The following is a 21,732-nucleotide window of genomic DNA, read 5'->3' on the forward strand; positions in this document are numbered from 1 at the left end:
TTGCGCCGTCCTGTCCCCGACCGCACAAGGAGCGCAACGTGACCGCCATCGCCCTGACCATCGCCGGTTCCGATTCCGGCGGAGGCGCCGGCATCCAGGCCGACCTCAAGACATTTTCCGCGCTTGGCGTCTATGGGGCCAGCGTCATCACCGCCCTGACCGCCCAGAACACCCGCACCGTGGCCCGCGTCCAGCCCGCAGGCCCCGCCATGATCGCGGCGCAGATCGCGACCGTCTTCGACGATCTCGACATCCGCGCGGTCAAGCTGGGGATGCTCGGCGACGGCCCCGCCATCCGCGCCGTGGCCGAGGGGCTGGCGGGGCGCGACCTGCCCATCGTGCTGGACCCGGTGATGGTGGCGAAATCAGGCGACGCGCTGCTGGCCGACGATGCCATCGACGGGTTGCGCGCCCTCCTGCTGCCCCGCGCCACCCTGCTGACCCCGAACCTGCCCGAAGCCGCCCGCCTGACGGGCACGCCCCCGGCCCGGTCCCGCGACCAGATGCACGGCCAGGCGTTGGCGCTGATGCAGATGGGCGCGCAGGCCGTGCTGTTGAAGGGCGGACATGGGCAAGGGCCGCAATGCCATGACCTGCTGATGACGCCCGATGATGGCCCACGCTGGCTCTCGGCCCCCCGCCATGCCACCCGCAACACGCATGGCACCGGCTGCACCCTGTCGGCGGCCATTGCGGCGGAACTGGCCAAGGGGTGGCCTTTACAGGACGCCGTCGCTGCGGCGCACTGCTATCTGCAGGGGGCCATCGCGGCGGCGGACAGCCTGACGGTCGGACAGGGCCATGGGCCGGTGCATCACTTTCACGCGGTCTGGCCCCATGCGTGACATCACCATCATCGGCGCGGGCGTGGCAGGGCTGTTTGCGGCGTGGCACCTGTCGCAGCAGGGCTGGCACCCCCGCATCATCGACCGGAACGGCGCGCCGGGCCCGCATGGCTGTTCCTGGTGGGCGGGCGGCATGCTGGCGCCCATCTGCGAAGGCGTCACCGCCGATCCGCTGATCGCCCGTCTTGGTGGGCAGGCGGCCGATGACTGGGCGCAGGTCACCACCGTCACGCGCCGCGGCACGCTGGTCCTGGCGCTGGACCGCGACCGGGCCGAGCTGTCGCGCTTTGCCCGCCTCGCACCGGGGCACCGGATGCTGGACGGGGCTGCGCTGGCGGCGCTGGAGCCCGATCTGGCCGACCACCGCCACGCCCTGCATGTCCCGTCCGAGGCGCATCTGAAACCCCGGCAGGCGCTGACCGATCTGGTTACGGCCCTGCACAACCGGGACATCACCATCGAAACCGACCAGGCGCAGCCGCAGGATGTGACAGGTCCGGTGATCGACGCACGCGGCATGGCCGCCGCCCTGCCCGACCTGCGCGGCGTCCGGGGCGAGATGGTCGTTCTTCACGCCCCCGACATCACCCTGTCGCGCCCCGTCCGGCTGCTGCATCCGCGCCACCCGCTTTATGTCGTGCCGCGCGGCGATGGCATCGTCATGCTGGGCGCGACCCAGATCGAGACCGAGGCGCGCCGCCCCATCACCGCCCGCGCCCTGCTGGAGCTGCTGTCGGCGGCCTATGCGCTGGATGCGCGCTTTGCCGAGAGCACGGTCCTGGAAACCGGCACCGACCTGCGGCCCGCCTTTCCTGACAACATTCCGCGGGTGACGGTGCGCGGGCGCGTGCTGCACCTGAACGGCCTGTTCCGCCACGGCTATCTGATGGCCCCCGCCCTGGCGCGACAGGCCGCCGATTACCTGACCCGTGGCACCCGAGGAGAGCTGATCCATGAAGATTGAACTGAACGGCACCCCCCACGACATCGCCGCCGCCACCGTCGCCGATGCGCTGGCCGAACTGGGCTGGGCCGATGCCCGCGTCGCCACCGCCCTGAACGGCGATTTCCTGCCCGCCGCCGCCCGCGCCACGCAGCCTCTGCAGGACGGCGACCGGCTGGAGGTTCTGGCCCCCATGCAGGGAGGATGAGCCATGCGTGATTTCTATGGCGTGACGCTGGACAGCCCGCTGATGCTGGGGACGGCGCAATACCCTTCACCGCAGGTGATGCAGCAGGCTTTCGCGGCATCCGGGGCCAGCGTGGCGACGGTGTCGCTGCGGCGCGAAAGCGGTCAGGGGCAGGCCTTCGGGCAGATGGTGCGCGACCTTGGGGTCCGGATCCTGCCCAACACCGCCGGCTGTTACAACGCCCGAGAGGCGATCACCACCGCCCGCATGGCGCGCGAAATCTTCCAGACCAATTGGATCAAGCTGGAAGTGATCGGCCATGCCGACACGCTGCAGCCCGACCCCTTCGGCCTGCTGGAGGCCGCCGAGACGCTGGCCGCAGATGGTTTCGACGTCTTCCCCTACACGACCGAGGATCAGGTGCTGGCCCGCCGCCTGGTCGATGCGGGATGTCGCGTGCTGATGCCCTGGGGTGCGCCCATCGGATCGGGCATGGGGCTGAACAACCGCCACGGGCTGCGCAGCCTGCGCGCGGCCTTTCCCGACATTCCCATGGTCATCGACGCCGGTCTGGGTCTGCCCAGCCATGCCGCCGATGCGCTGGAAATGGGGTTCGACGCCGTGTTGTTGAACAGCGCCGTGGCGCAGGCGGGCGATCCGGTCGCCATGGCACGGGCCTTTGGGCTGGCCGTGCAGGCAGGGGCCATGGCGGCGGGCGCCGATCCGATGGGGGTGCGCGACATGGGCGTGCCCTCGACCCCGCTGATCGGAAAGGCGTGGTTGTGATGCTGCCAAAATTTTATCCCATCTTCGACGATGCGGCCTGGCTGGACCGCGCCCTGCCGCTTGGGGTCCGGCTGGTGCAACTGCGTATCAAGGACCGGCCGGTCGATCAGCTGCGCGACCAGATCCGCCGCGCGCTGATGCTGTCCCGGCGGCACGGGGCTGCGCTGGTCGTGAACGACCACTGGCAGATCGCCATCGACCAAGGCGCCGAGTGGCTGCATCTGGGGCAGGAGGATCTGGCGGATGCCGACCTGCCCGCCATCCGGCGCGCGGGGCTGCGGTTGGGGCTCTCCACCCATGATCATGCCGAACTGGATCGCGCGCTGGCCTGCGCGCCCAATTATATCGCGCTTGGGCCGGTCTATCCGACCATTTTGAAGCAGATGGCATGGGGACCGCAGGGCTTGGCGCGGGTCACCGAATGGAAGCGCCTGATCGGCCCCATTCCCCTGGTCGCCATTGGCGGCTTCACCGTCGAACGCGCCAAGGGGGCCTTTGACGCGGGCGCCGACGTCGTTTCTGCCGTGACCGACATCACGCTGAATGCCGACCCCGAGGCACGGATCCGCGAATGGCTGGCGATATGAGCCGCTATGCCCGCCAGATGATCCTGCCCCGGATCGGGGCTGCGGGGCAGGACCGGCTGTCGCAGGCGCATGTGCTGATCGTCGGTGCGGGGGGCCTGGGCGTGCCCGCGCTGCAATATCTGGCCGGGGCCGGTGTCGGGCGGATCACCTTGGTGGATGGCGACCGGATCGAGGAAACGAACCTGCACCGCCAGCCGATCTATCCCATGGATGCCATCGGCCAGCCCAAGGCCACGGTTGCCGCCCGGATCATGGCCGCGATGAACCCCGAGATCCGCATCGAAGCGCGGACCGACTGGCTGGACCCCGCCAATGCGCGCGATCTGACCGCGCAGGCCGACCTGGTCCTGGATTGCGCCGACAGCTTTGCGGTGGCCCTGACCCTGTCGGATGCCTGCAGAACAGCGCGCGTGCCGCTGATCGCCGCGTCTGCGCTGGCGATGTCGGGCTATGTCGCGGGATGCTGCGGATCGGCGCCCAGCCTGCGGGCGATCTTTCCTGACCTGCCGACGGGCGGCGGCACCTGTGCCACCAATGGGGTGATGGGGCCGGTGGTGGGCATGATCGGCGCGCTGCAGGCACAGATGGCGATGGGGGTGCTGCTGGACCTCTCTGATCGGCCGCTTGGGCGGCTGGTCAGCCTAGATGCCGCGACCTGGCGAATGGGCGGCTTCCGCTTTGATGGCGCGCCCGAACCTGCGCGGCCCCTGCCCTTCATCGGACAAACGCAGATCACCGCAGCCGACCTGCTGATCGACCTGCGATCCGAGGCACCGCCATTCCGCGCCGATGCCCGCCACGTTCCCCCGGACGACATCGCCCAGCTGACCCCGCCCGCGGGCTGCCGCGTGGTGCTGGCCTGCCGGACCGGCCTGCGGGCGCATCATGCGGGCCAGACCCTGCGCCGCCATTGGGACGGAGAGATCGCGCTGCTGGCACTGCCGGACGCATAGGAAAAGGGCCGCCCCATCGGGACGGCCCAGCCTGCCTCACCAGGAGGTGAGGACAGCACCTTCGTACTTGTCGTCGATGAATGTCTTAATCTCATCGCTCTGATAAGCCTCGACCAGGGTCTTGACCCACGGCTCGTCCTGGCGGCCCTCTTGAACCACGATGATGTTCACATAGGGGCTGTCGGCCTTTTCCATCGCGATGCTGTCATTGCGCGGCGACAGGCCCGAGGCCAGAGCATAGTTCGTGTTGATGATGGCGATATCGGCATCGGCCAGCGCGCGGGGCAGCTGGGCGGCGTCCAGTTCCAGGAAGTTCAGGTTCTTGGGGTTGTCCTGGATGTCCAGCGGGCTGGGGACCAGGCCCGTGCCTTCGGCCAGGGTAATGACGCCCAGATCCTGCAGCAGCAGCAGCGCGCGGCCGCCATTGGTCGGGTCGTTCGGGATGGCGACCTGTGCGCCGTCCTCCAGATCGTCGACCGATTTCAGCTGGTCGGAATAGATGCCCATGGGCGTGGTGATGGTGGTGCCCACCTCGACCAGCGCGAAGCCGCGATCCTTCATCTGGTTTTCCAGATAGGGGCGGTGCTGGAAGCTGTTGGCCTCCAGATCGCCATCGGCCAAGGCTTGGTTCGGGACGACGTAATCGGAAAACTCGATCACGTCGATGTTCAGGCCCATGGGTTCGGCGACCTTGGCGACCTCTTCCATGATTTCGGCATGTTCGCCGGGCGAGACACCAACCTTGATGTCCTCGGCCATGGCGGCGGTGCTCAGGGCCAGGGCGGATACGAATGTGGTCAGACGCAACATAAAGGTGTTCCTTTCTTCTTGTGCGAAAATCTCAGTTGCCGCGATTGCGGGCGGCGCGGCGGTCCACGCGGGCGGCGATCCATTCGCCAAGCGACTGGACCAGCTGCACCATAACAATCAAGATGATGACGACGGCCAGCATCACGTCGGGCATGAAGCGCTGATAGCCATAGCGGATGCCCAGATCCCCAAGCCCCTGCCCGCCCACGGCCCCGACCATGGCCGAATAGCCGATCAGGCTGACGGCGGCCAAGGTCAGGCCCAAGGTGATGCCGGGCAGCGCCTCGGGGATCAGGACCTTGCGGATGATCTGCATCGGCGTCGCACCCATCGCGCGGGCGGCCTCGATCAACCCGGCCTCGACCTCGCGGATGGCGTTTTCGACCAGGCGGGCGATGAAGGGCACGGCCGCCAGCGTCAGCGGCACGATGGCCGCGTTGGTGCCGATGGATGTGCCGACGATCATCCGCGTGAAGGGGATGATCGCCACGACCAGGATGATGAAGGGCACGGAGCGCGCCGCGTTCACAACCAGCCCCAGCACCTTGTTGATCCAGGGCGCCGACAGCAGCTCACCCCGCTGCGAGGTCGCAAGGAAAACCCCCAGAGGCAGTCCACCAAGCGTGCCCAGCACCGCCGAGATGGCGACCATGTACATCGTCTGCAGCGTGGCTTCCCACAGGATCGGGATCAGGTTAGCGGACATATCCCAGCACCTCCGTCGTCAGGCCGTGGCGTTCAAGAAAGGCGCGGGCCTCGGGGGCACGCGGGGCGTCGATGGACAAAAGCAGGTTGCCGAAGGGATGAGGGCCGATCTCTTCGATGGCACCGGCCAGGATGTTGGCGGCGATGCCCAGCTCGGTCGCCAGCATGGCCAGCATCGGGTCGGTCGCGTGTTGACCCGCAAAGGTCACGCGGATCACCTCCTGGGCGGAGCCTTCGGGGCGGTCCAGCGTCATGCGGGACGCGACGAAGGCCGGCAGGGTCGCGCCGGTGACGCCCGACAGGAAGGACCGCGTGGTGCCGTGGTTCGGCTTGGCAAAGACGTCATAGGTCGGGCCGGATTCGACGATGCGGCCCCCTTCGATGACCGCCATGTGGCTGGCGATGTCGCGCAGGACGGCCATTTCATGGGTGATCAGCAGGATGGTCAGACCCAGATCGCGGTTGATCTGGGACAGCAGTTCCAGAACGGTCTGCGTGGTTTCAGGGTCCAGCGCGCTGGTTGCCTCGTCCGACAGCAGGACCTTGGGGCTGGTGGCCAACGCGCGGGCGATGCCGACGCGTTGTTTCTGCCCGCCCGACAATTCCGCCGGATAGCGGTCGCGCAGCGCCGACAGGCCCACCTGATCGACCAGCTGATCGACCCGCGTTTTGATCTGGGCCGAGGGCGTTCCCGCGATCTCCAGCGGAAGGGCGACATTGCCCCAGACCGTGCGCGAGGCCAACAGGTTGAAATGCTGGAAGATCATCCCGACATCGCGGCGGATCGCGCGCAGATCGCCGCCACGCGCCTTGCCGACATCGCGGCCATCGACCCGGACGCTGCCCTCGGTCGGGCGCTCCAGCCCGTTCACCATGCGCAGCAGCGTCGATTTGCCTGCACCCGATCGGCCTATGATGCCGGTGATGCTGCCCGTCGGAACCGTCAGCGACACGTCCTGCAAGGCCATCACCCGATCGCCGCCAGATTTGGGGAAGGATTTGCCAAGCCTGTCAAAGATGATCGCCGCGTTGTCTGGGGGCGTGCCGCTCATACTGTCCTGCTTTTCACCGATGCGAAGGGCGACGGGATGCCCGAAAGCGCGATCATGTGCAAGCGCGCCGGGGGCATTCGGTTTTCAGGCAGGGGAACGTCGCGTTTGGTCGAACCGTTCCGGTCCGAACATGCCGCTTGGGGCAAGACCGTCGCGTGGAACAGTCTTGCCCCGTCCGGGGCTGTGCCGGAACGGCGTTCTTATTGCGCGGCCTGCACGAAATCACGCGACAGAAGGCCGGTCAGGATTGATCGCAGCATGTCGGGCCGGAAGGGCTTTTCGATCAGCGGCGCCTGGTCATAGCCTTCGGGCAGATGTTCGCGCCCATAGCCCGACACAAAGCAGAACCTGACCCCGCGCCGCGTCAGAAGCGCGGCCACGTCATCCACCGCCTCGCCCTTCAGGTTGCCGTCCAGCAGCGCGATGTCGACATGGTTGGTCCGGATCTTCTCCAATGCTTCGGCGACGGTGCGGGCGATGGCCACGACGGTTGCGCCGGCATCTTCCAGCTCGTATCGCAGGTCCAGCGCCACCAAGGGTTCGTCCTCGACCAGCAGGACACGGCAGTCCGACAGGCTGACCGGCCCTTCGGCGGCGGGCACCGTCGTGGCTTCGGACGCGGGATGGCCGATTTTCAGCGGTGTCACGCCATCGCTCAGCCGGATGGTCCAGATGACGCCGTCGGGATGCCATTCGGCGTTGGCCGAAGCATTGTCGCCCCCGCCCGCCGCCATGATCAGCGTGGTGCCGAAACCGTCGCGCGCAGGCGCCGTCACCTTGGGCCCGCCGGTTTCACGCCAGGTCAGTTCCAGCTGCCCATGGGCCAAGGTCCAATTCAGATGCACCATGCCCCCGGGCACCGACAGCGCGCCATATTTGGCGGCATTGGTACCCAATTCATGCAGGGTCAGCGCCAAGCGCAGCATAGTGTCCGGCGCCAGATCCACCAACGGTCCGTTGCGTTGCAGACGGTCGCCGTCCAGTGTGCCGGAACTGATCTGATCGTCGATCAGCTGATCCAAGGGCGCACTGGCCCATGTCGCATCCGACAGGATCGAATGCGCACGGGCCAAGGCCTGCAAGCGGCCGCCGAAGCTGGTTTCGAACTGGTCCAGGCTTTCCGACTGGCGCAGGCTTTGGCGGGCGATGGCCTGGACGTTGGCCAGCGTGTTCTTGATGCGGTGGTTCAGCTCTCCGATCAGCAGGGACCGCACCTCTTCGGCCTGACGGCGTTCGGTGATGTCTAGGATCTGCAATGACAGCGACTGCTGGCCCGCCCCATCCGACAGGACCGAGCCATAGACCTCGCAGCTGATGGCGCCGATATCGGCATGGTCCAGCTGCATTTCCCCCGAAAAGCGCGGCGCGCTGTCGGACGGGGTCTGCAACCAGCCGGCCAGCAGCTTTTCGGCATCCTCGTCCAGCCAACCGCATTCGGTGCCCTTGGTGTGCATCAGTTCGCTTTTCGAACGACCGAACATCCGTTCCGCCCCCTGTGACCAGTCGCGAATGCACCCCTTGCTGTCCAGCGTTACGAAGGCCAGTGGCGAATTGTCGGCATGGGCGCGCAGCTGCGCCATGGCACGGTCGCGATGCATGGCGATCTCGCGCAATTCGTCGCGCTGGCGGGCCAGTTCCTTGGCCTGCCTGCCGATGCGGAAAAACACCTCGGCCTTGGATTTCAGGACGACCGGGTCGATGGGCTTGAAGATATAGTCGACGGCCCCGGCCTCGTAACCGCGAAAGCGGCGGGAATCGTCCATCTCGGCGGCGGTGACGAAGATGATCGGCACGCCGCGCGTGCGTTCGGTCGATCGCATCAGCTCGGCCAGCTCATAGCCGTCGGTGCCGGGCATCTGCACGTCCAGAAAGGCCAAGGCATAATCATGCATCAGCAACAGTTCCAGCGCCTCACTGGCGGACCGCGCACGGTCCACGATCAGTCCGTCGCGACGCAACAGCGCCTCAAGCGCCATGATGTTTTCGGGCACATCGTCAACGATCAGGAATCTGATGGGGTTATGGGGCATTCAGCATCTCCTGGTCGGCATTGCGGCGCCAGATCCGGTCGGGTTCGTCAAAGGTTGAAAAGGCCGCCGCATGGGCGGAAAAGCGCAGCGTTTCATGGGAACCCAGTCCCAGGAAGCCGCCACGGGTCAGCGCCTCGGCGAACAGACCAAGGGTGCGATCCTGCAGCGTATTGTCGAAATAGATCAACACGTTGCGACACGATATCAGGTGCACTTCTGAAAAAACCTGGTCGGTGGCCAGATTGTGTTCGGTAAAGACCGTGCGCGACCGCAGTTCGCGGTGGAAAGCCGCGCGGCCATAGGCGGCGGTGTAATGATCCGAGAGCGATCCACGCCCGCCCGCCTTCTGGTAGTTCTGCGAAAAGATCGGCAGGCGGTCGATATCATACACCCCGGCCTCGGCCCGGGCCAGTGCGCGGCGGTTGATCTCGGTCGCGTAAAAGAGGGTGCGGTCGAACAGCCCCTCCTCCTTGAACATGATGGCCATGGAGTAGAGCTCCTCGCCATCCGCGCATCCCGCCACCCAGACCTTCAGCGACGGAAAGGTCTGCAGATGCGGCAGCACGTCGCGCCGCAGCGCCAGGTAATAGCCCGGATCGCGAAAGATCTCGCTGACCTGCACGGTCATGGCGTCGATCACGTCAGGCAGCACTGCGGGTTCATGCAGCAGACGGCCCTGCGCCTCGGACAGGGTCGCGCATCCCAGCCTTTGGCGCGCCAGATCGGCCCGCCGCGCCAAGGACGCCCGCGAATAGGACCGGAAGTCATAGTGGAACCGCCGGTTCAGCGCCTCCAAGAACAGGTCCAGTTCGATATCGTCGCCGGGCCCGGCCGGAACGGGGGCGACGCTCATCGGGGCATCCAGACGCGGGTCAGGGACAGCAGCTTGTCCACGTCAAGCGGCTTTGGCAGGTAATCGTTGGCCCCCGCCGCAAGACATTGGTTCTGATCCTCGGCCATGGCCTTGGCGGTCAGCATGATGATCGGCAGCGTCTTCCAGCGGTCGATCTTGCGGATTTCGCGCGTGGCGGTCAGGCCGTCCATTTCTGGCATCATCACGTCCATCAGCACCAGGTCCACCTTGGGCGCCGCACCGTCGTTGATCCGGCCCAGGGCGTCCAGCGCCTCGCGGCCGTTGCGGGCGATCTGGACCGTCGCGCCATGCGGTTCGAAGACGCCGGTCAGGGCATAGACGTTGCGGATGTCATCCTCGACCACCAGGATGCGGCGACCCTCCAGCTGGGCATCGCGGTTCAGGGATGCGGCCAGCATCTCGCGCTGCTTTTCGGGCAGGTCGCTGACCACCTGATGCAGGAACAGCGTGACCTCGTTGATCAGACGCTCGGGGGATTTCGCGCCCTTGATGATGATCGACTTGGAATAGCGGCGCAGGCGCTGTTCCTCGGCCTCCGACAGGGCGCGGGCGGTATAGACGATGACCGGCGGGAAGGATGCCGTCCCGTCACCGTCCAGCTGTTCCAGCAGCTCGAAGCCCGACGCGTCGGGCAGCGTCATGTCCAGCACGATGCAATCGACCGTCTGGGTGCGACACAATTGCAGCGCGGCGGCTGCGGTGCCCGCGCCGATCGTCTCGACCTCGTCGCTGGCCAGCAGCGCCTTCAGACCCTCCATCTGGGCGGGATCGTCCTCGACGATCAGCACGCGGCGCAGACGCTGCTCCATGCGGCTTTCCAGATTGCGGATGGCGGTGGCCAGTGTGTCGCGCTGGACCGGTTTCATCATATAGCTGATGGCCCCCTGCGCCAGCGCCTGCTTGGTGTAGTCCTCGGCCGAGACCATGTGCACGGGAATGTGCCGCGTGCTGGTGTCGCGCTTCAGACGGTCCAGCGCCGACAGGCCCGAATGGTCGGGCAGCCCCACATCCATCACGATCGCATGCGGCAGGAAGTGGCGCGCGGCGCGCACGGCGTCATCAGCCCGACCCACGCAGATGCAGCGGAACTGCAGTTCCTGCGCCAGATCATAAAGCAGCTGTGCGAAGGCGGGATCATCCTCGACCACCAGCATCACGCGGTCGCCGGGCTGTGTGATGTCGCGGTCATCTTCGACCCCCTCCAGCGCGTCCAGAACGATGTCCTCCTCGACGATCTCGGCCTTGGACGGCGCGCTTGGCAGGGTGCGTGTCGCGACGGGTTTGCGCGTCGCGGGGGTGTTGGGCAGGATCAGCGTGAAGACGCTGCCCTTGCCGGCCTCGCTGCTCAGCGTCACGCGCCCACCCAGCAGATCCGCCAATTCGCGAGAGATCGACAGACCAAGCCCCGTTCCCCCGAACCGGCGCGAGATCGTGCCATCAGCCTGCCGGAAAGCCTCGAAGACCGCCTCCTGCTGATCGGGCGCGATGCCGATGCCGGTGTCATGGACGGCAAAGGCGATGCCCTGAGGAACCGCGCTGACCTTCAACGTCACGCGCCCGCGTTCGGTGAATTTCAGCGCGTTCGAGATGAAGTTCCGCAGCACCTGTTCCAGCCGCTGCGCATCGGTTTCCAGGGTGGCGGTGCCCGAGGCGACCTCGGCGGTCAGTTCCAGCCCCTTGGACTGGGCTTGCACCTCGAAGGCCCGGACCAGCTTCTTGGCGATGTCCTGCGGTTCGATCGCATCGCGCGACATTTCCAGCTTGCCGGATTCGATCTTGGACAGGTCCAGGATGTCATTGATCAGCAGCAGCAGATCCTTGCCCGAACTTTCGATGGTTTCGGCCCAACGGACCTGTTCGGCGGTCAATGTCTTGCCACGGTTTTCGGCCAGCAGCCGCGACATTATCAGCAGCGCATTCAGTGGCGTGCGCAGTTCATGCGACATGTTGGCCACGAATTCGGACTTGTAGCGGCTTTCACGCGCCAGTTCGGCGGCCTGATCCTCCAGCATCCGGCGCGAACGGGCCAAGGTATCGCGTTGTTCCTCCAGTTCCTGGGTCTGGCTTTCCAGCTGGGCGTTCTGCTGTTCCAGCTCCACCTGCTGCGCCTCCAGCCGTCGCTGGCTGTCCTGCAGGGCGCGCGTCTGCTCCTCCAATTCCTCGTTCGAGGAGGCCAGCTCTTCGGAATGGCTGCGCAGCTCCTCCGCTTGGCGGCGGGTTTCTTCAAGCAATTCATGCATCTGCGCACGGTATTGAACGGAACGCAGCGCTATGCCCAGCCGATCGCCCAGGCGGTCGAACAGGTCGCGAACCCGGGCGGGCACCGTGTTGTCGAAACCCAGTTCCAACACCGCGTTCACATGGCCATTGTCCAGCAGCGGCACCAGAACCACCCGACCCACCCGAGCCTTGGCCAGACCGCTGGACCATCCCAATGCCGCCTCGGGGGGAAGATCCATGTCCAGGATCGCAGCTTCGCTGATGCAGCGGCCCAGATGTCCTTCAGCGAGAGGCATGCGGTTGGCCAGGGCAGCCTCGTCGACGCCCCAGCTGGCCAGCCGTTGCAGGCCGTCGCCTTCGCGCGCATAGATGACGGCGGCGCGGGCATCGGCGCGCTGCGCCAAGCTGCGCAGGACCTGCTGGCCGAAACGCTCGGCCGACAGCTCTCCTTGGATGGCTCGACCGACGGCAACCTGTCCCTGCTGGACCCATTCCTTGTGCAACAGCCTTTCGCGGTTGCGCACCATGCCCCGCCCAGCGATCCCTAAAACAATGAAGAGCACCCCTGCCATCGTCCGGTTGGCGATCGCCACGGCCGTGCCGAAGACGGCCTCGTCAAAGAAGAACCCGATGCCCATGCCCAGACAGGCCGCCAAGGCGACCAGCACGGGCGCGATGGGCCACGGGCACAAAAACGACAGCATCAGCGGGAACAGATAGATCATCCAGACCGCCGTCCCCAAGGGAAAGGCCAGGTCCAAGGCAAAAACACCCACGAGGGCAAGCACGACCGTTGCAAGGATCGTCAGGTTCTTGTTATCGGTCACGAGGGCTCCTGCAGGGATCGGCGCGGTCTGTCGGATCGACGGTTCCCGTCGAACGCGGAAAGGCGCCGTTTCGTTCGATCCATGTTGATAAATAAATGATAATCCGACACGGAATGCGGAACCCAGCCGACGTTATCAGTGGCCGCATTCTAATCTTGCCCTGCATCGAAGTCGACTGGAAAGCGGTCCCGACTGCCGCCGCGTCAGTGCCGCCGGGCAATCGGCCACATACGCGACCAGACCCCGTCGCGGCGGATCAGGGCATGACGCAGCGCCGCACCGACATGCAGGGCCAGCAGCCCGATCAGCAGGAAGGCCGCGACCTGGTGGATGTCGCTGGCGGTTTCGGCCAGGGGTTTGCTGCGGGGAATGATCGACCCGATGCCCATCGCGTCCAAGCCCTCGATCGGAAAGCCTCCGGCCCGGACGCGGACATAACCCGTCACCGGCATCACGACCAGCAGCACATAGAGCCCCAGATGCGACAGGGCGGCGACGCGGCGCTGCCATGACGGGATCTGCGGCGGCAGGGGCGGCGCGGGATGGGTTGCCCGCCACAGAACACGGAACGCGACGATCAGCATCACGATGACGCCGGCATTCTTGTGGAACAGGAACAACCCGTCCTGCAGCGCCCGCGGCAAACCGTCGCGCACCATGATCAACCCCGCGGGGATCATCAGCAACACGATCACGGCGACCGACCAGTGCAGAAGCCGTGCAGTGACGCCATATCCGGGTTCCCTGTCAGCCATCCAGCACCTGCAACCTTGTGATTTCCCGATGCTATCACGAGATCGCCATAGGGCAAGCCTTCGCTTGACGCGGCTCGGGCCGGACATATCCTTGCGTGATGCATTCAAGGCCGCTCCCATGACCGCTCCGCCCGAAGTCGCCCCTGCCGCCTGTCTGCCATCGGGTACGGTTCCCGCTGGTCTTGCAGCTATCGTCCTGACATGGCTGACGGGTCTGATGATGGACCAGGACCCGGTTCTTCTGGCCCCGGCCCTGTTCCTGCCGGGATTGCTGGTCGTGATGCGGCTGGTGCAGCGCCATTACCCGCATGGGCGCTTTGGCGCTGCGAACACCATCACCCTGATGCGGATGTCGCTGGCCGCGGCGCTGCTGGCCGCGGTGGTGACGGGGCCTGTGACCGGCTGGACGGTGGCGGGCATCGCGGCGGTGTCGCTGGCGCTGGACGGCGTCGACGGATTTCTGGCGCGGCGTCAGGGCCTGTGTTCCGATTTCGGGGCGCGCTTCGACATGGAGGTCGATGCCGCGCTGGCGCTGATCCTGGCGCTGCACGCCCTGCGCGGCGGTCCCGTGGGCGCCGAGATCCTGGTCCTGGGGATCATGCGCTATCTGTTCGTCGGCGCATCGCATCTGTTGCCTTGGCTGGCCGAACCGCTTTATCCCAGCTGGCGGCGCAAGGCGATCTGCGTCCTGCAGATCGCAACCCTGATCGCGCTGCAACCCCCGGTCCTGTCCGAGGATATGGGCATCATCCTGGCCCGCATCGCCGCGGCGGCGCTGATCTGGTCCTTCCTGCGCGACATTCTGTGGCTGAGGGCGCACCGGTGACCCGCCCCGCCCCGGTCATCCGCCTGCTGGTCGCCCTGCTGTTCCTGCATGCCGTGACGGTCCTGCCCGATCTGCGCGCGCTGCCGGGATTGGACGTGGTGGCCTTGGCATCGGTCATGATCCTGTGTGGCAGAAGCGCCTTGGGGCGGCTGCTGCAGGGGCTGGCGACGGCGGCGCTGACACTGATTGCGGTGCTGCGATTGGCCGATCTGACCATGGGCGAAAGCCTTGGTCGCACCTTCAATCCTATCGCCGACCTGCCGCTGATCGACGCGCTGATCCGGCTGCTGGCATCGACGATCGGGGTGGCGGGGGCGATCGCGGCCTGCATCGCGGCATTGCTGGGCATGGCCGTGATGATGCTGGGCCTGTGGTGGTCGCTTGGCACCCTTCGCCGGGCCGGGACCGGGGCTATCCTGCCGGTGCTGGGCCTTGCCGGTTTGGCGGCGATCAACCCGGCCCTGCCGAACCTGGGTTTCGCGCGGGACCGCATCCAGCTGGCTGCCAGAACCGTGACGCAGCTTGCCGATTTCCGGCGCCAAAGCGCAGAGGACCCGATGCGACAGCTGTCCTCGCCCCTGTCGCTGATCGACCGGGACGTGCTGGTCGTCTTTCTGGAAAGCTATGGCCGGACCAGCTTCGACACGCCCTTCTATGCCGATCTGCACATGGCGACGCTGCGACAGGCCCAGACGCGGTTGTCGGATGCGGGGTTGGCGATGCGGTCGGGCTTCCTGACCTCGCCCACGCATGGCGGGCAAAGCTGGCTGGCCCATGCCACCTTCATGAACGGCCTCGATATCAGCGACCAGACGCGCTATCAGGCCTCGGTCGCCAGCGATCGCTGGACGCTGTTCGATCATGCGCGCCATGCGGGGTTCCGGACCGCCGCCGTCATGCCCGCCATCACGCGCCCTTGGCCCGAAGGCACACGCATGGGGTTCGACGACGTGCTGGCGGCCGATGACCTGGGCTATCGCGGCGAACCCTATAACTGGGTGACCATGCCCGATCAGTTCACGCTGACGGCCACTGACCGCATCCGCGCGGCAGGCGATGATCCCCGTCCGCTTTTCACGCAAGTGGCGCTGATTTCGTCCCACGCCCCCTGGACGCCCATCGCCCGGATGATCCCCTGGGACCAGGTCGGTGACGGCAGCGTCTTCGACGCCCGCGCCACCGCCGGCCCCACCCCGCGCGAGGTCTGGGCCGACCGCGAGACCGTCCGCCAGCATTACCGCGACTCCATCGACTATACCCTGCAGGCCGTCACCGAATACGCCGGACGCCAGGCCCAGGATCCACCGTTGATGATCCTCCTGGGCGACCATCAGGCCGCAAGCTCGATCGGACTGGATGAACGACGGCAGGTCCCGATCCATGTCATCGGCCCGGCCGACCTTGTCACCCGCACGGCCGAATGGGGGTTGGTGCCGGGGCTGATCCCGCCCGCCGACATGGCCCCCATCCCGATGGAGGCCATGCGCGACAATGTGCTGCGGAGCTTTTCCGCCCCCGATCACGTTCCCCCGGCATGATCCGCCGCGTGCACCTGTCCAAAGCGTTGAAATTGCTGACTGCCCTGCTGCTGCTTGGCCTGCTTTTCGCGGGGTTCGATGGCGGTCAGGCCTGGTCGCTGCTGCGCGCGGCCGATCCCGTCTGGCTGGCGGCCAGTCTTGTGGCGCTGACCCTGCAGACGCTTCTGTCGGCCTGGCGCTGGCAGTTCACCGCCAACCGCCTTGGCCAGCGCCTGACCCTGGGGCGGGCGATCCGCGAATATTACCTGGGCCAGGTCGTGAACCAGTCCCTTCCGGGCGGTGTCCTGGGCGATGCGGGTCGCGCCTACCGCGCGCGCCACGACGGAGGGCTGCGCCGCGCGGGCGCCGCTGTCGTGGTCGAACGCGCCCTGGGCCAGATGGCCCTGCTGGCGATCATGGTGACGGCATTCCTGCTCTATCGCGGGCCGCAGCTGCCATCGGCCATCACGGGCCTGATCGGCGCGATCTGCCTTGGCGCGGCGGTGATCGGCGCGGCCTTGCTGATCCCGGGTCGCTGGCGCGTTTGGATGCGCATCACCCGCCCGGCCTTGGTGGGACGCGGCGCCCTGCCGCTGCAGGTCTGCCTGAACCTTGCGATCGCCGGGACGAACATAGCGGCCTTCGCCTTTTGCGCCGATGCCACGGGCACCCCACTGGCCGCGACAGAGGCGGCCCTGTTCGTGCCGCTGATATTACTGACGATGATCATTCCCGTCACAATCAGCGGCTGGGGCCTGCGCGAAGGTGCCGCGGCCACGCTGTTTCCGGTCATCGGCGCCAGCGCCTCGGCCGGGTTGGCGGCCAGCACGGCCTTCGGCCTTCTGTTCCTCGCCAGCACCTTGCCCGGCTTGCTGGTGCTGGCACTGCGGCGCAAAAGCGGCGACACCTTTCCTGAACGCAGCCTGACGGTGGACCCATGACCCGACCCGCGACATTCGCCCTGCCCGGCGACATCACCACCCTGACCGGCGGATATTTCTATGATCACCAACTGGTGCAGGGATTGCGCGGTCAGGGACGTCAGGTCCAGGTGCTGGAACTGCCCGACAGCTTTCCCACCCCCGATGCCACCGATATGGCGCAGGCCATCGACCAGCTGCGTGCATTGCCTGCCGATCAACCCGTGATCATCGACGGGCTGGCCTTCGGTGCGTTGGATCCGGTCGCCCTGACATCGGTTCGCGCGCCGATCGTCGCCATGATCCACCATCCCCTGGCCCAGGAAAGCGCCCTGCCCGAACCCCTGGCGGACCATCTGCTGCGGACCGAGCGCGCCAACCTGGCGCAGGCCCGGCACGTCCTTGTCCCCAGCCCCCATACCCGCGACATGCTGATCCAGCGCTATGACGTGCCCGCCGATCGCATCACCATCGCAAGACCCGGCACGAAGGCGGCCCGGGCCGCCCAGACCGCAAAAGCCGATCCCCCCTTGATCCTGTCTGTGGGCATCCTGCATCCCCGTAAGGGGCATGACGTGCTGGTGCGGGCGCTGGACATGATGACCGATCTGGACTGGCAGGCGCAGATCGTCGGCAACCCGTGGGACGATGCCCATGTGGCGCAGCTTGGCGACCAGATCGGACGCAGCGCGGCCGCGGATCGGATCACGCTGGCTGGCCGGGTCGATGACGACAGGCTGCAAAGTCTTTATCGCCAGGCATCGGTCTTTGCGCTGGCGACACGCTACGAAGGCTATGGCATCGTCTTCGACGAGGCGCTGTCCCACGGCCTGCCCATCGTCAGCACGACGGCGGGGGCCGTGCCCGGGACCGTGCCTGCCGATGCCGGTCTGCTGGTTCCGCCCGGTGACGCCGACGCCCTGTCGGCCGCCCTGCGGCGCATGCTGGAAGACACCAATCTGCGCGAAGCCAAGGCGCATGCCGCGCAGCAGGCCGGCCTGGCCCTGCCCAGCTGGAACGACACGGCCCGGATCGCGGCGCAGGTGCTGGATACGATCATGGATCACTCCGCCTAGTGGACAGTTTGCACGTCCTGCATCACGATGCGCCAGATCACAGCCCGGAGAGCGCGATGAAGTCCCTGTTCCACCTTGCCATCCACGTCACCGATCTGGACCAGGCGCGTCAATTCTATGGCGGCGTGCTGGGCTGCGCCGAGGGGCGGTCCACAGACACATGGGTCGATTTCGACTTCTTCGGCCACCAGCTGTCGCTGCATCTGGGCCAGCCCTTCGCCACGACGCGGACGGGCAAGGTGGGCGACCACATGGTGATGATGCCGCATATGGGCGTGGTGCTGCGGCTGGACGACTGGCTGGCGCTGGCCGACCGGCTGGAATCGCATGGGGTGGCGTTCGACATTCCGCCGGTCATCCGTTTTCAGGGGGAACCGGGCGAACAGCGGACGATGTTCTTCTTCGACCCCGCCGGCAACCCGATCGAGATCAAGGGTTTCGCCGATTTCGACGGGCTGTTCGCATCATGAAGCTGCCTGTCGTCACCCAAGCCACCCTGCCCATCCATGACAGTGCGAATCGGTTTCCGGTCCGCCGCATCTTTTGCGTCGGGCGCAACTATGCCGACCACGCCCGAGAGATGGGCCATGACCCCGACCGCGAACCGCCCTTCTTCTTTACCAAGCCTGCCGATGCCGTGCTGACCGATGGGGCCGACCTGCCCTACCCACCCGCCACGTCGGACCTGCATTACGAAGCCGAGCTGGTCGTCACACTTGGGGCAGGCGGTGCGGACATCGCGCCCGATGACGCAACCGCGCTGATCTGGGGCTATGCGGCGGGCAATGACTTCACCCGCCGCGATCTGCAGGCGCAGGCCAAGAAGGCCGGGCGTCCGTGGGACATGGCCAAGGGGTTCGACCTGTCGGCGGCCTGCGGCCCGCTTCACCGGGCCGACCTGACCGGACCGATGGACAGGGGGCGGATGCAGCTGCTGGTCAATGGCGACATCCGCCAGGACACCGACCTGTCGCAGATGATCTGGCCCGTGGCCGTCATCATCAGCCATCTGTCGGGACTGGTGCGCCTGGCGCCGGGCGACGTGATCTTCACGGGGACACCGGCGGGCGTTGGGGCCGTCTTGCGGGGCGATGTGGTCGAGGTTCGGATCGAGGGGCTTTCGGCGCTGTCGACCCGAATTGCCTAGCCGAGTGCGTAGCCTGTGCCCGGGTCGCGCAGGCGGTCCTTGACCTCGGTCCACAGGGCCGCGACGCGCAGGCTGCCTTCGACGATCTCCTCCGGCCTGGCCTCGTTGCGGGCCAGGCCGGGGATGTGCGGGCCATAGGCCACATTGTCGAAGAACAACTTGGGGAAGGGGTTGGGCTTTTGAACGACCATCCCCACCTCAGCGCCTTCCGTCCGGGTCGTGCCTTACATGGTCATGTCTTCGGGCGGCCCGGTTACGAGCGGCGCTCGAACCTGTTTCGCAAAAAGATGGCGATGGGATTCATCAGCACCAGAAAGCCCAGCAACACCAAGGATAGCCGCCGATGTCCGCACCATAAAACCCCGTTCGGGGCTGTCGGCCCAGATGAAATCTGGGTCGGTAGGAGCAAGCACCATTGCGCAACCAGTGATCCGGATCACGACGACGCCCCGGATGCCTGATCTTGTGCGCATGAAAACCGCCAGGCATGTTTTTCGTGCTGATCATGCCGCGAAACGCAGCGAAAAAAGCACCCGGCGTCAGAGGACGCCGGGGGCAGTCATCAACGTGTCTTGGTGCTTCAGCCCCAGACGTCCTGGAATTCGCGCCACTCCCGCGCGCCCATGCCGCTGTCTTCCTGGGTCACGGTATCACCCGCCAGGCGTCGCTTCAGAACGGCTGCGGCCTGTGCAGACAGACTGACGGCATCCATGCGGTAATCGCGGAAGGCGCCGAAGGCTGCCGGCACCCAATCCTTGACGATGTCGCAGATGACGTCGGCATAGGCGCGGATCTCGTACTGGGCGTGGCTGTCGGCGCGCAGGCGCAGGAAATGCAGCAGGTTGTGCAGATCGACCTTCCAGTACCACTGGGTATAGATGTTGGTGGGCAGGTTCATCCGCGCCAGTTCCCGCGCCAGTCCTTGCTGACCATCCTGCGACAGCATCGATTCGTAATTGTCATAGCTGCGCATCGCATCCTCGCGCAGCAGGTTCAGCACGCGCTGCGCCTCCTCGCCCTGCAGGACCTCGCCACGTCCCTGATGGTTCTGGCTAGACTGCGCGGCCAGCTTGTCTTCGGCCGGGATATAGAATTCGCGGTCCATGACCGAATAGCGGCCCGAATATTCGTTGATATTCGCAGTGCGGTGGCGGATCCACTGGCGCGCGACGAAGACCGGCAGCTTGACGTGCAGCTTGACCTCGCACATCTCGAACGGGGTCGAGTGCCAGTGGCGCATCAGGTAGCGGATCAGCCCCTCGTCGTTCTGTACCGACTTGGTGCCCCGGCCATAGCTGACGCGGGCCGCCTGACAGATCGCGGCATCGTCGCCCATATAGTCGATGACCCGCACGAAGCCATGATCCAGCACCGGATAGGCGGTAAAGAGATGCTGCTCCATCCCGTCGGCAACGGTTCGCAGGGTCTGGCGGGGGGATTGGCGCTGTTCGTCGATCTGGGCCTGCTGTTCGGGCGTCAGGGGCATTGGGGACCTCTTGGATGGCAAGCCTTCCTTTGCCATGCTGTCGCCTTGGCTGCAACCGCGCTGCGCCGGGCGACGTTGCATAGCCCGAAGGTGCGTGCCACCCTGCGCGCGACAAGACAGGAGATCCCATGAAAGTCCGCTATCTGCATACGATGGTCCGCGTGAAGGACTTGGAGAAGACGATGGAATTCTTCGGCCTGCTGGGCCTGAAGGAAACCCGCCGCATCGACAATGACAAGGGTCGCTTCTCGCTCGTCTTCATGGCGCCCGAAGGTCAGCCGGAATGCCCGGTCGAGCTGACCTACAACTGGGACGGCGACGACGGCCTGCCCTCGGACAGCCGTCATTTCGGCCATCTGGCCTACAGCGTCGGCAACATCTACGAGATGTGCCGGAAGCTGCAGGATGCCGGCGTGACGATCAACCGCCCCCCGCGCGACGGACACATGGCCTTCGTGCGCAGCCCCGACAACATCTCGATCGAGCTGTTGCAGGAAGGGGACGCCCTGCCCCCTCAGGAACCTTGGTCCAGCATGGAAAACACCGGCAGCTGGTAAGGCGGCCCCGCGCGCATTTGAAAGGATGCGCGCGACACCTCAGTAGATATAGCGGATCTGCTCGGTCCAGTACCGTTCGATGCGGCGGTTCTGAAGGTTGACCAGGTCCAGCATCGGATCCTCCAGAACGCCCGACATCGCCAGACCTTCGGCATGGCGGATGAACATGGCACGCACCATGTCGCGCACGCGCTGTCCTTCATGCGTCAGACGCACCCGGACCGAACGCCGGTCCGCATCGCAGCGTTCGTGATGGACATAGCCCATCGTCACCAGCTTCTTCAGGTTATAGCTGACATTCGAACCTTGATACATGCCGCGCGACCGCAATTCGCCGGCGGAAACCTCGGCCTCGCCCAGGTTATAGAGGATCATGGCCTGCACGGGCGTCAGATCGCCACGGTGCAGACGTTCGAATTCGTCCTTGATGGTGTCCAGCATCAGCCGGTGCATCCGCTCCAGCAATTGGAGCGATTCCAGATAGGCGACGGTCATGTCGGACATGTCGTCCGGGAATTGGCCGTGTTCCTTGGTCGGGCGCGGGTCGCGAGGGGCGTGTGCGAGCATGGCGGTAAGATGTCCTGTCCTGTTCGTCATGACCCGACAATCAAGGACAAAAGAAAATCTTC

Annotated in this window: 23 protein-coding genes and 1 pseudogene; 14 read left to right on the top strand and 10 right to left on the bottom strand. The window is 66.0% G+C overall.

Annotation, left to right across the window (positions count from 1 at the left end; translation table 11 throughout):
* Positions 1-38: 38 nt before the first annotated feature.
* From thiD to DKT70_RS08505, 6 genes are read left to right on the top strand one after another with little or no spacing between them, the layout of a single operon-like run.
* On the top strand, positions 39-845 hold the full coding sequence (gene thiD, locus DKT70_RS08480) for a bifunctional hydroxymethylpyrimidine kinase/phosphomethylpyrimidine kinase (protein WP_111558723.1): 807 nt from the start codon (positions 39-41) through the stop codon (positions 843-845).
* On the top strand, positions 838-1,809 hold the full coding sequence (locus DKT70_RS08485) for an FAD-dependent oxidoreductase (RefSeq protein ID WP_111558724.1): 972 nt from the start codon (positions 838-840) through the stop codon (positions 1,807-1,809). The genes thiD and DKT70_RS08485 overlap by 8 nt, the downstream gene beginning before the upstream one ends.
* Positions 1,799-1,996: a sulfur carrier protein ThiS gene (gene thiS / locus DKT70_RS08490; RefSeq protein ID WP_111558725.1), complete on the top strand. Its 198-nt coding sequence runs from the start codon at positions 1,799-1,801 to the stop codon at positions 1,994-1,996. Before DKT70_RS08485 ends, thiS begins: the two co-directional genes overlap by 11 nt.
* Before the next feature lie 3 nt (positions 1,997-1,999).
* The gene (locus DKT70_RS08495) at positions 2,000-2,761 is read left to right on the top strand and encodes a thiazole synthase (RefSeq protein WP_111558726.1); all 762 of its coding nucleotides are present in this window, start codon (positions 2,000-2,002) and stop codon (positions 2,759-2,761) included.
* Positions 2,758-3,348: a thiamine phosphate synthase gene (locus tag DKT70_RS08500; protein ID WP_111558727.1), complete on the top strand. Its 591-nt coding sequence runs from the start codon at positions 2,758-2,760 to the stop codon at positions 3,346-3,348. The genes DKT70_RS08495 and DKT70_RS08500 overlap by 4 nt, the downstream gene beginning before the upstream one ends.
* Complete coding sequence (locus DKT70_RS08505) at positions 3,333-4,301, top strand: HesA/MoeB/ThiF family protein (protein ID WP_233490488.1); 969 nt, start codon at positions 3,333-3,335, stop codon at positions 4,299-4,301. The genes DKT70_RS08500 and DKT70_RS08505 overlap by 16 nt, the downstream gene beginning before the upstream one ends.
* A 36-nt stretch (positions 4,302-4,337) precedes the next feature.
* Here the strand turns inward: DKT70_RS08505 and DKT70_RS08510 are convergent, their stop codons facing one another.
* The 7 genes from DKT70_RS08510 to DKT70_RS08540 form a co-directional block, all read right to left on the bottom strand.
* The gene (locus DKT70_RS08510) at positions 4,338-5,111 is read right to left on the bottom strand and encodes a MetQ/NlpA family ABC transporter substrate-binding protein (RefSeq protein WP_111558729.1); all 774 of its coding nucleotides are present in this window, start codon (positions 5,109-5,111) and stop codon (positions 4,338-4,340) included.
* 31 nt (positions 5,112-5,142) lie between these two features.
* Positions 5,143-5,817, bottom strand: coding sequence for a methionine ABC transporter permease (locus DKT70_RS08515; RefSeq protein ID WP_072297307.1), 675 nt, complete (start codon positions 5,815-5,817; stop codon positions 5,143-5,145).
* On the bottom strand, positions 5,807-6,868 hold the full coding sequence (locus DKT70_RS08520; protein ID WP_111558730.1) for a methionine ABC transporter ATP-binding protein: 1,062 nt from the start codon (positions 6,866-6,868) through the stop codon (positions 5,807-5,809). The genes DKT70_RS08515 and DKT70_RS08520 overlap by 11 nt, the downstream gene beginning before the upstream one ends.
* A gap of 200 nt (positions 6,869-7,068) precedes the next feature.
* Positions 7,069-8,898, bottom strand: a complete 1,830-nt coding sequence (locus DKT70_RS08525) for a response regulator (RefSeq protein WP_111558731.1) — start codon at positions 8,896-8,898, stop codon at positions 7,069-7,071.
* A complete protein-coding gene (locus DKT70_RS08530; protein ID WP_111558732.1) occupies positions 8,888-9,751 on the bottom strand; it encodes a CheR family methyltransferase in 864 nt (287 codons plus the stop codon). Before DKT70_RS08530 ends, DKT70_RS08525 begins: the two co-directional genes overlap by 11 nt.
* Positions 9,748-12,819 carry a response regulator gene (locus DKT70_RS08535; RefSeq protein WP_233490489.1) on the bottom strand — a complete coding sequence of 1,024 codons (3,072 nt, stop codon included), beginning with the start codon at positions 12,817-12,819 and terminating at the stop codon, positions 9,748-9,750. Before DKT70_RS08535 ends, DKT70_RS08530 begins: the two co-directional genes overlap by 4 nt.
* A gap of 203 nt (positions 12,820-13,022) precedes the next feature.
* Positions 13,023-13,574, bottom strand: coding sequence for a cytochrome b (locus DKT70_RS08540; protein WP_111558733.1), 552 nt, complete (start codon positions 13,572-13,574; stop codon positions 13,023-13,025).
* A gap of 118 nt (positions 13,575-13,692) precedes the next feature.
* On the opposite strand from DKT70_RS08540, the gene DKT70_RS08545 reads away from it, so the two are divergent.
* Genes DKT70_RS08545 through DKT70_RS08570 form a run of 6 tightly spaced genes read left to right on the top strand, consistent with a single transcriptional unit; the run spans position 13,693 to position 19,060 of the window.
* On the top strand, positions 13,693-14,400 hold the full coding sequence (locus DKT70_RS08545) for a CDP-alcohol phosphatidyltransferase family protein (protein WP_233490490.1): 708 nt from the start codon (positions 13,693-13,695) through the stop codon (positions 14,398-14,400).
* Positions 14,397-15,938: a sulfatase-like hydrolase/transferase gene (locus tag DKT70_RS08550; RefSeq protein ID WP_233490491.1), complete on the top strand. Its 1,542-nt coding sequence runs from the start codon at positions 14,397-14,399 to the stop codon at positions 15,936-15,938. Before DKT70_RS08545 ends, DKT70_RS08550 begins: the two co-directional genes overlap by 4 nt.
* The gene (locus tag DKT70_RS08555; protein ID WP_111558734.1) at positions 15,935-16,858 is read left to right on the top strand and encodes a lysylphosphatidylglycerol synthase transmembrane domain-containing protein; all 924 of its coding nucleotides are present in this window, start codon (positions 15,935-15,937) and stop codon (positions 16,856-16,858) included. The genes DKT70_RS08550 and DKT70_RS08555 overlap by 4 nt, the downstream gene beginning before the upstream one ends.
* Positions 16,855-17,913 (top strand): glycosyltransferase family 4 protein, encoded by a 1,059-nt coding sequence (locus DKT70_RS08560; protein ID WP_111558735.1) that lies wholly within the window; start codon positions 16,855-16,857, stop codon positions 17,911-17,913. The genes DKT70_RS08555 and DKT70_RS08560 overlap by 4 nt, the downstream gene beginning before the upstream one ends.
* 56 nt (positions 17,914-17,969) lie before the next feature.
* Positions 17,970-18,383: a VOC family protein gene (locus DKT70_RS08565; protein ID WP_111558736.1), complete on the top strand. Its 414-nt coding sequence runs from the start codon at positions 17,970-17,972 to the stop codon at positions 18,381-18,383.
* The gene (locus tag DKT70_RS08570) at positions 18,380-19,060 is read left to right on the top strand and encodes a fumarylacetoacetate hydrolase family protein (protein WP_111558737.1); all 681 of its coding nucleotides are present in this window, start codon (positions 18,380-18,382) and stop codon (positions 19,058-19,060) included. Before DKT70_RS08565 ends, DKT70_RS08570 begins: the two co-directional genes overlap by 4 nt.
* Here DKT70_RS08570 and DKT70_RS08575 read toward each other — a convergent pair.
* Positions 19,060-19,263 (bottom strand): annotated as a pseudogene (locus DKT70_RS08575) (phosphate ABC transporter ATP-binding protein); the annotation flags it as partial. The gene DKT70_RS08570 and the pseudogene DKT70_RS08575 sit on opposite strands and share 1 nt — an antisense overlap.
* Here DKT70_RS08575 and DKT70_RS18010 point away from each other — a divergent pair.
* Positions 19,240-19,521 carry a hypothetical protein gene (locus DKT70_RS18010; RefSeq protein WP_158529978.1) on the top strand — a complete coding sequence of 94 codons (282 nt, stop codon included), beginning with the start codon at positions 19,240-19,242 and terminating at the stop codon, positions 19,519-19,521. The pseudogene DKT70_RS08575 and the gene DKT70_RS18010 overlap by 24 nt on opposite strands.
* A 119-nt stretch (positions 19,522-19,640) precedes the next feature.
* On the opposite strand, the gene thyX is transcribed toward DKT70_RS18010, so the two are convergent.
* On the bottom strand, positions 19,641-20,546 hold the full coding sequence (gene thyX / locus DKT70_RS08585) for an FAD-dependent thymidylate synthase (RefSeq protein WP_072297318.1): 906 nt from the start codon (positions 20,544-20,546) through the stop codon (positions 19,641-19,643).
* Between the two features lie 128 nt (positions 20,547-20,674).
* Here thyX and DKT70_RS08590 point away from each other — a divergent pair, with 128 nt between their 5' ends.
* On the top strand, positions 20,675-21,103 hold the full coding sequence (locus DKT70_RS08590; protein WP_111558738.1) for a VOC family protein: 429 nt from the start codon (positions 20,675-20,677) through the stop codon (positions 21,101-21,103).
* 39 nt (positions 21,104-21,142) lie between these two features.
* On the opposite strand, the gene DKT70_RS08595 is transcribed toward DKT70_RS08590, so the two are convergent.
* On the bottom strand, positions 21,143-21,607 hold the full coding sequence (locus tag DKT70_RS08595; protein WP_111558822.1) for a MarR family winged helix-turn-helix transcriptional regulator: 465 nt from the start codon (positions 21,605-21,607) through the stop codon (positions 21,143-21,145).
* Positions 21,608-21,732: the final 125 nt, after the last annotated feature.

It is taken from the genome of Paracoccus sediminilitoris (genome assembly GCF_003259195.1).
Taxonomy (GTDB): Bacteria; Pseudomonadota; Alphaproteobacteria; order Rhodobacterales; family Rhodobacteraceae; genus Paracoccus; species Paracoccus sediminilitoris.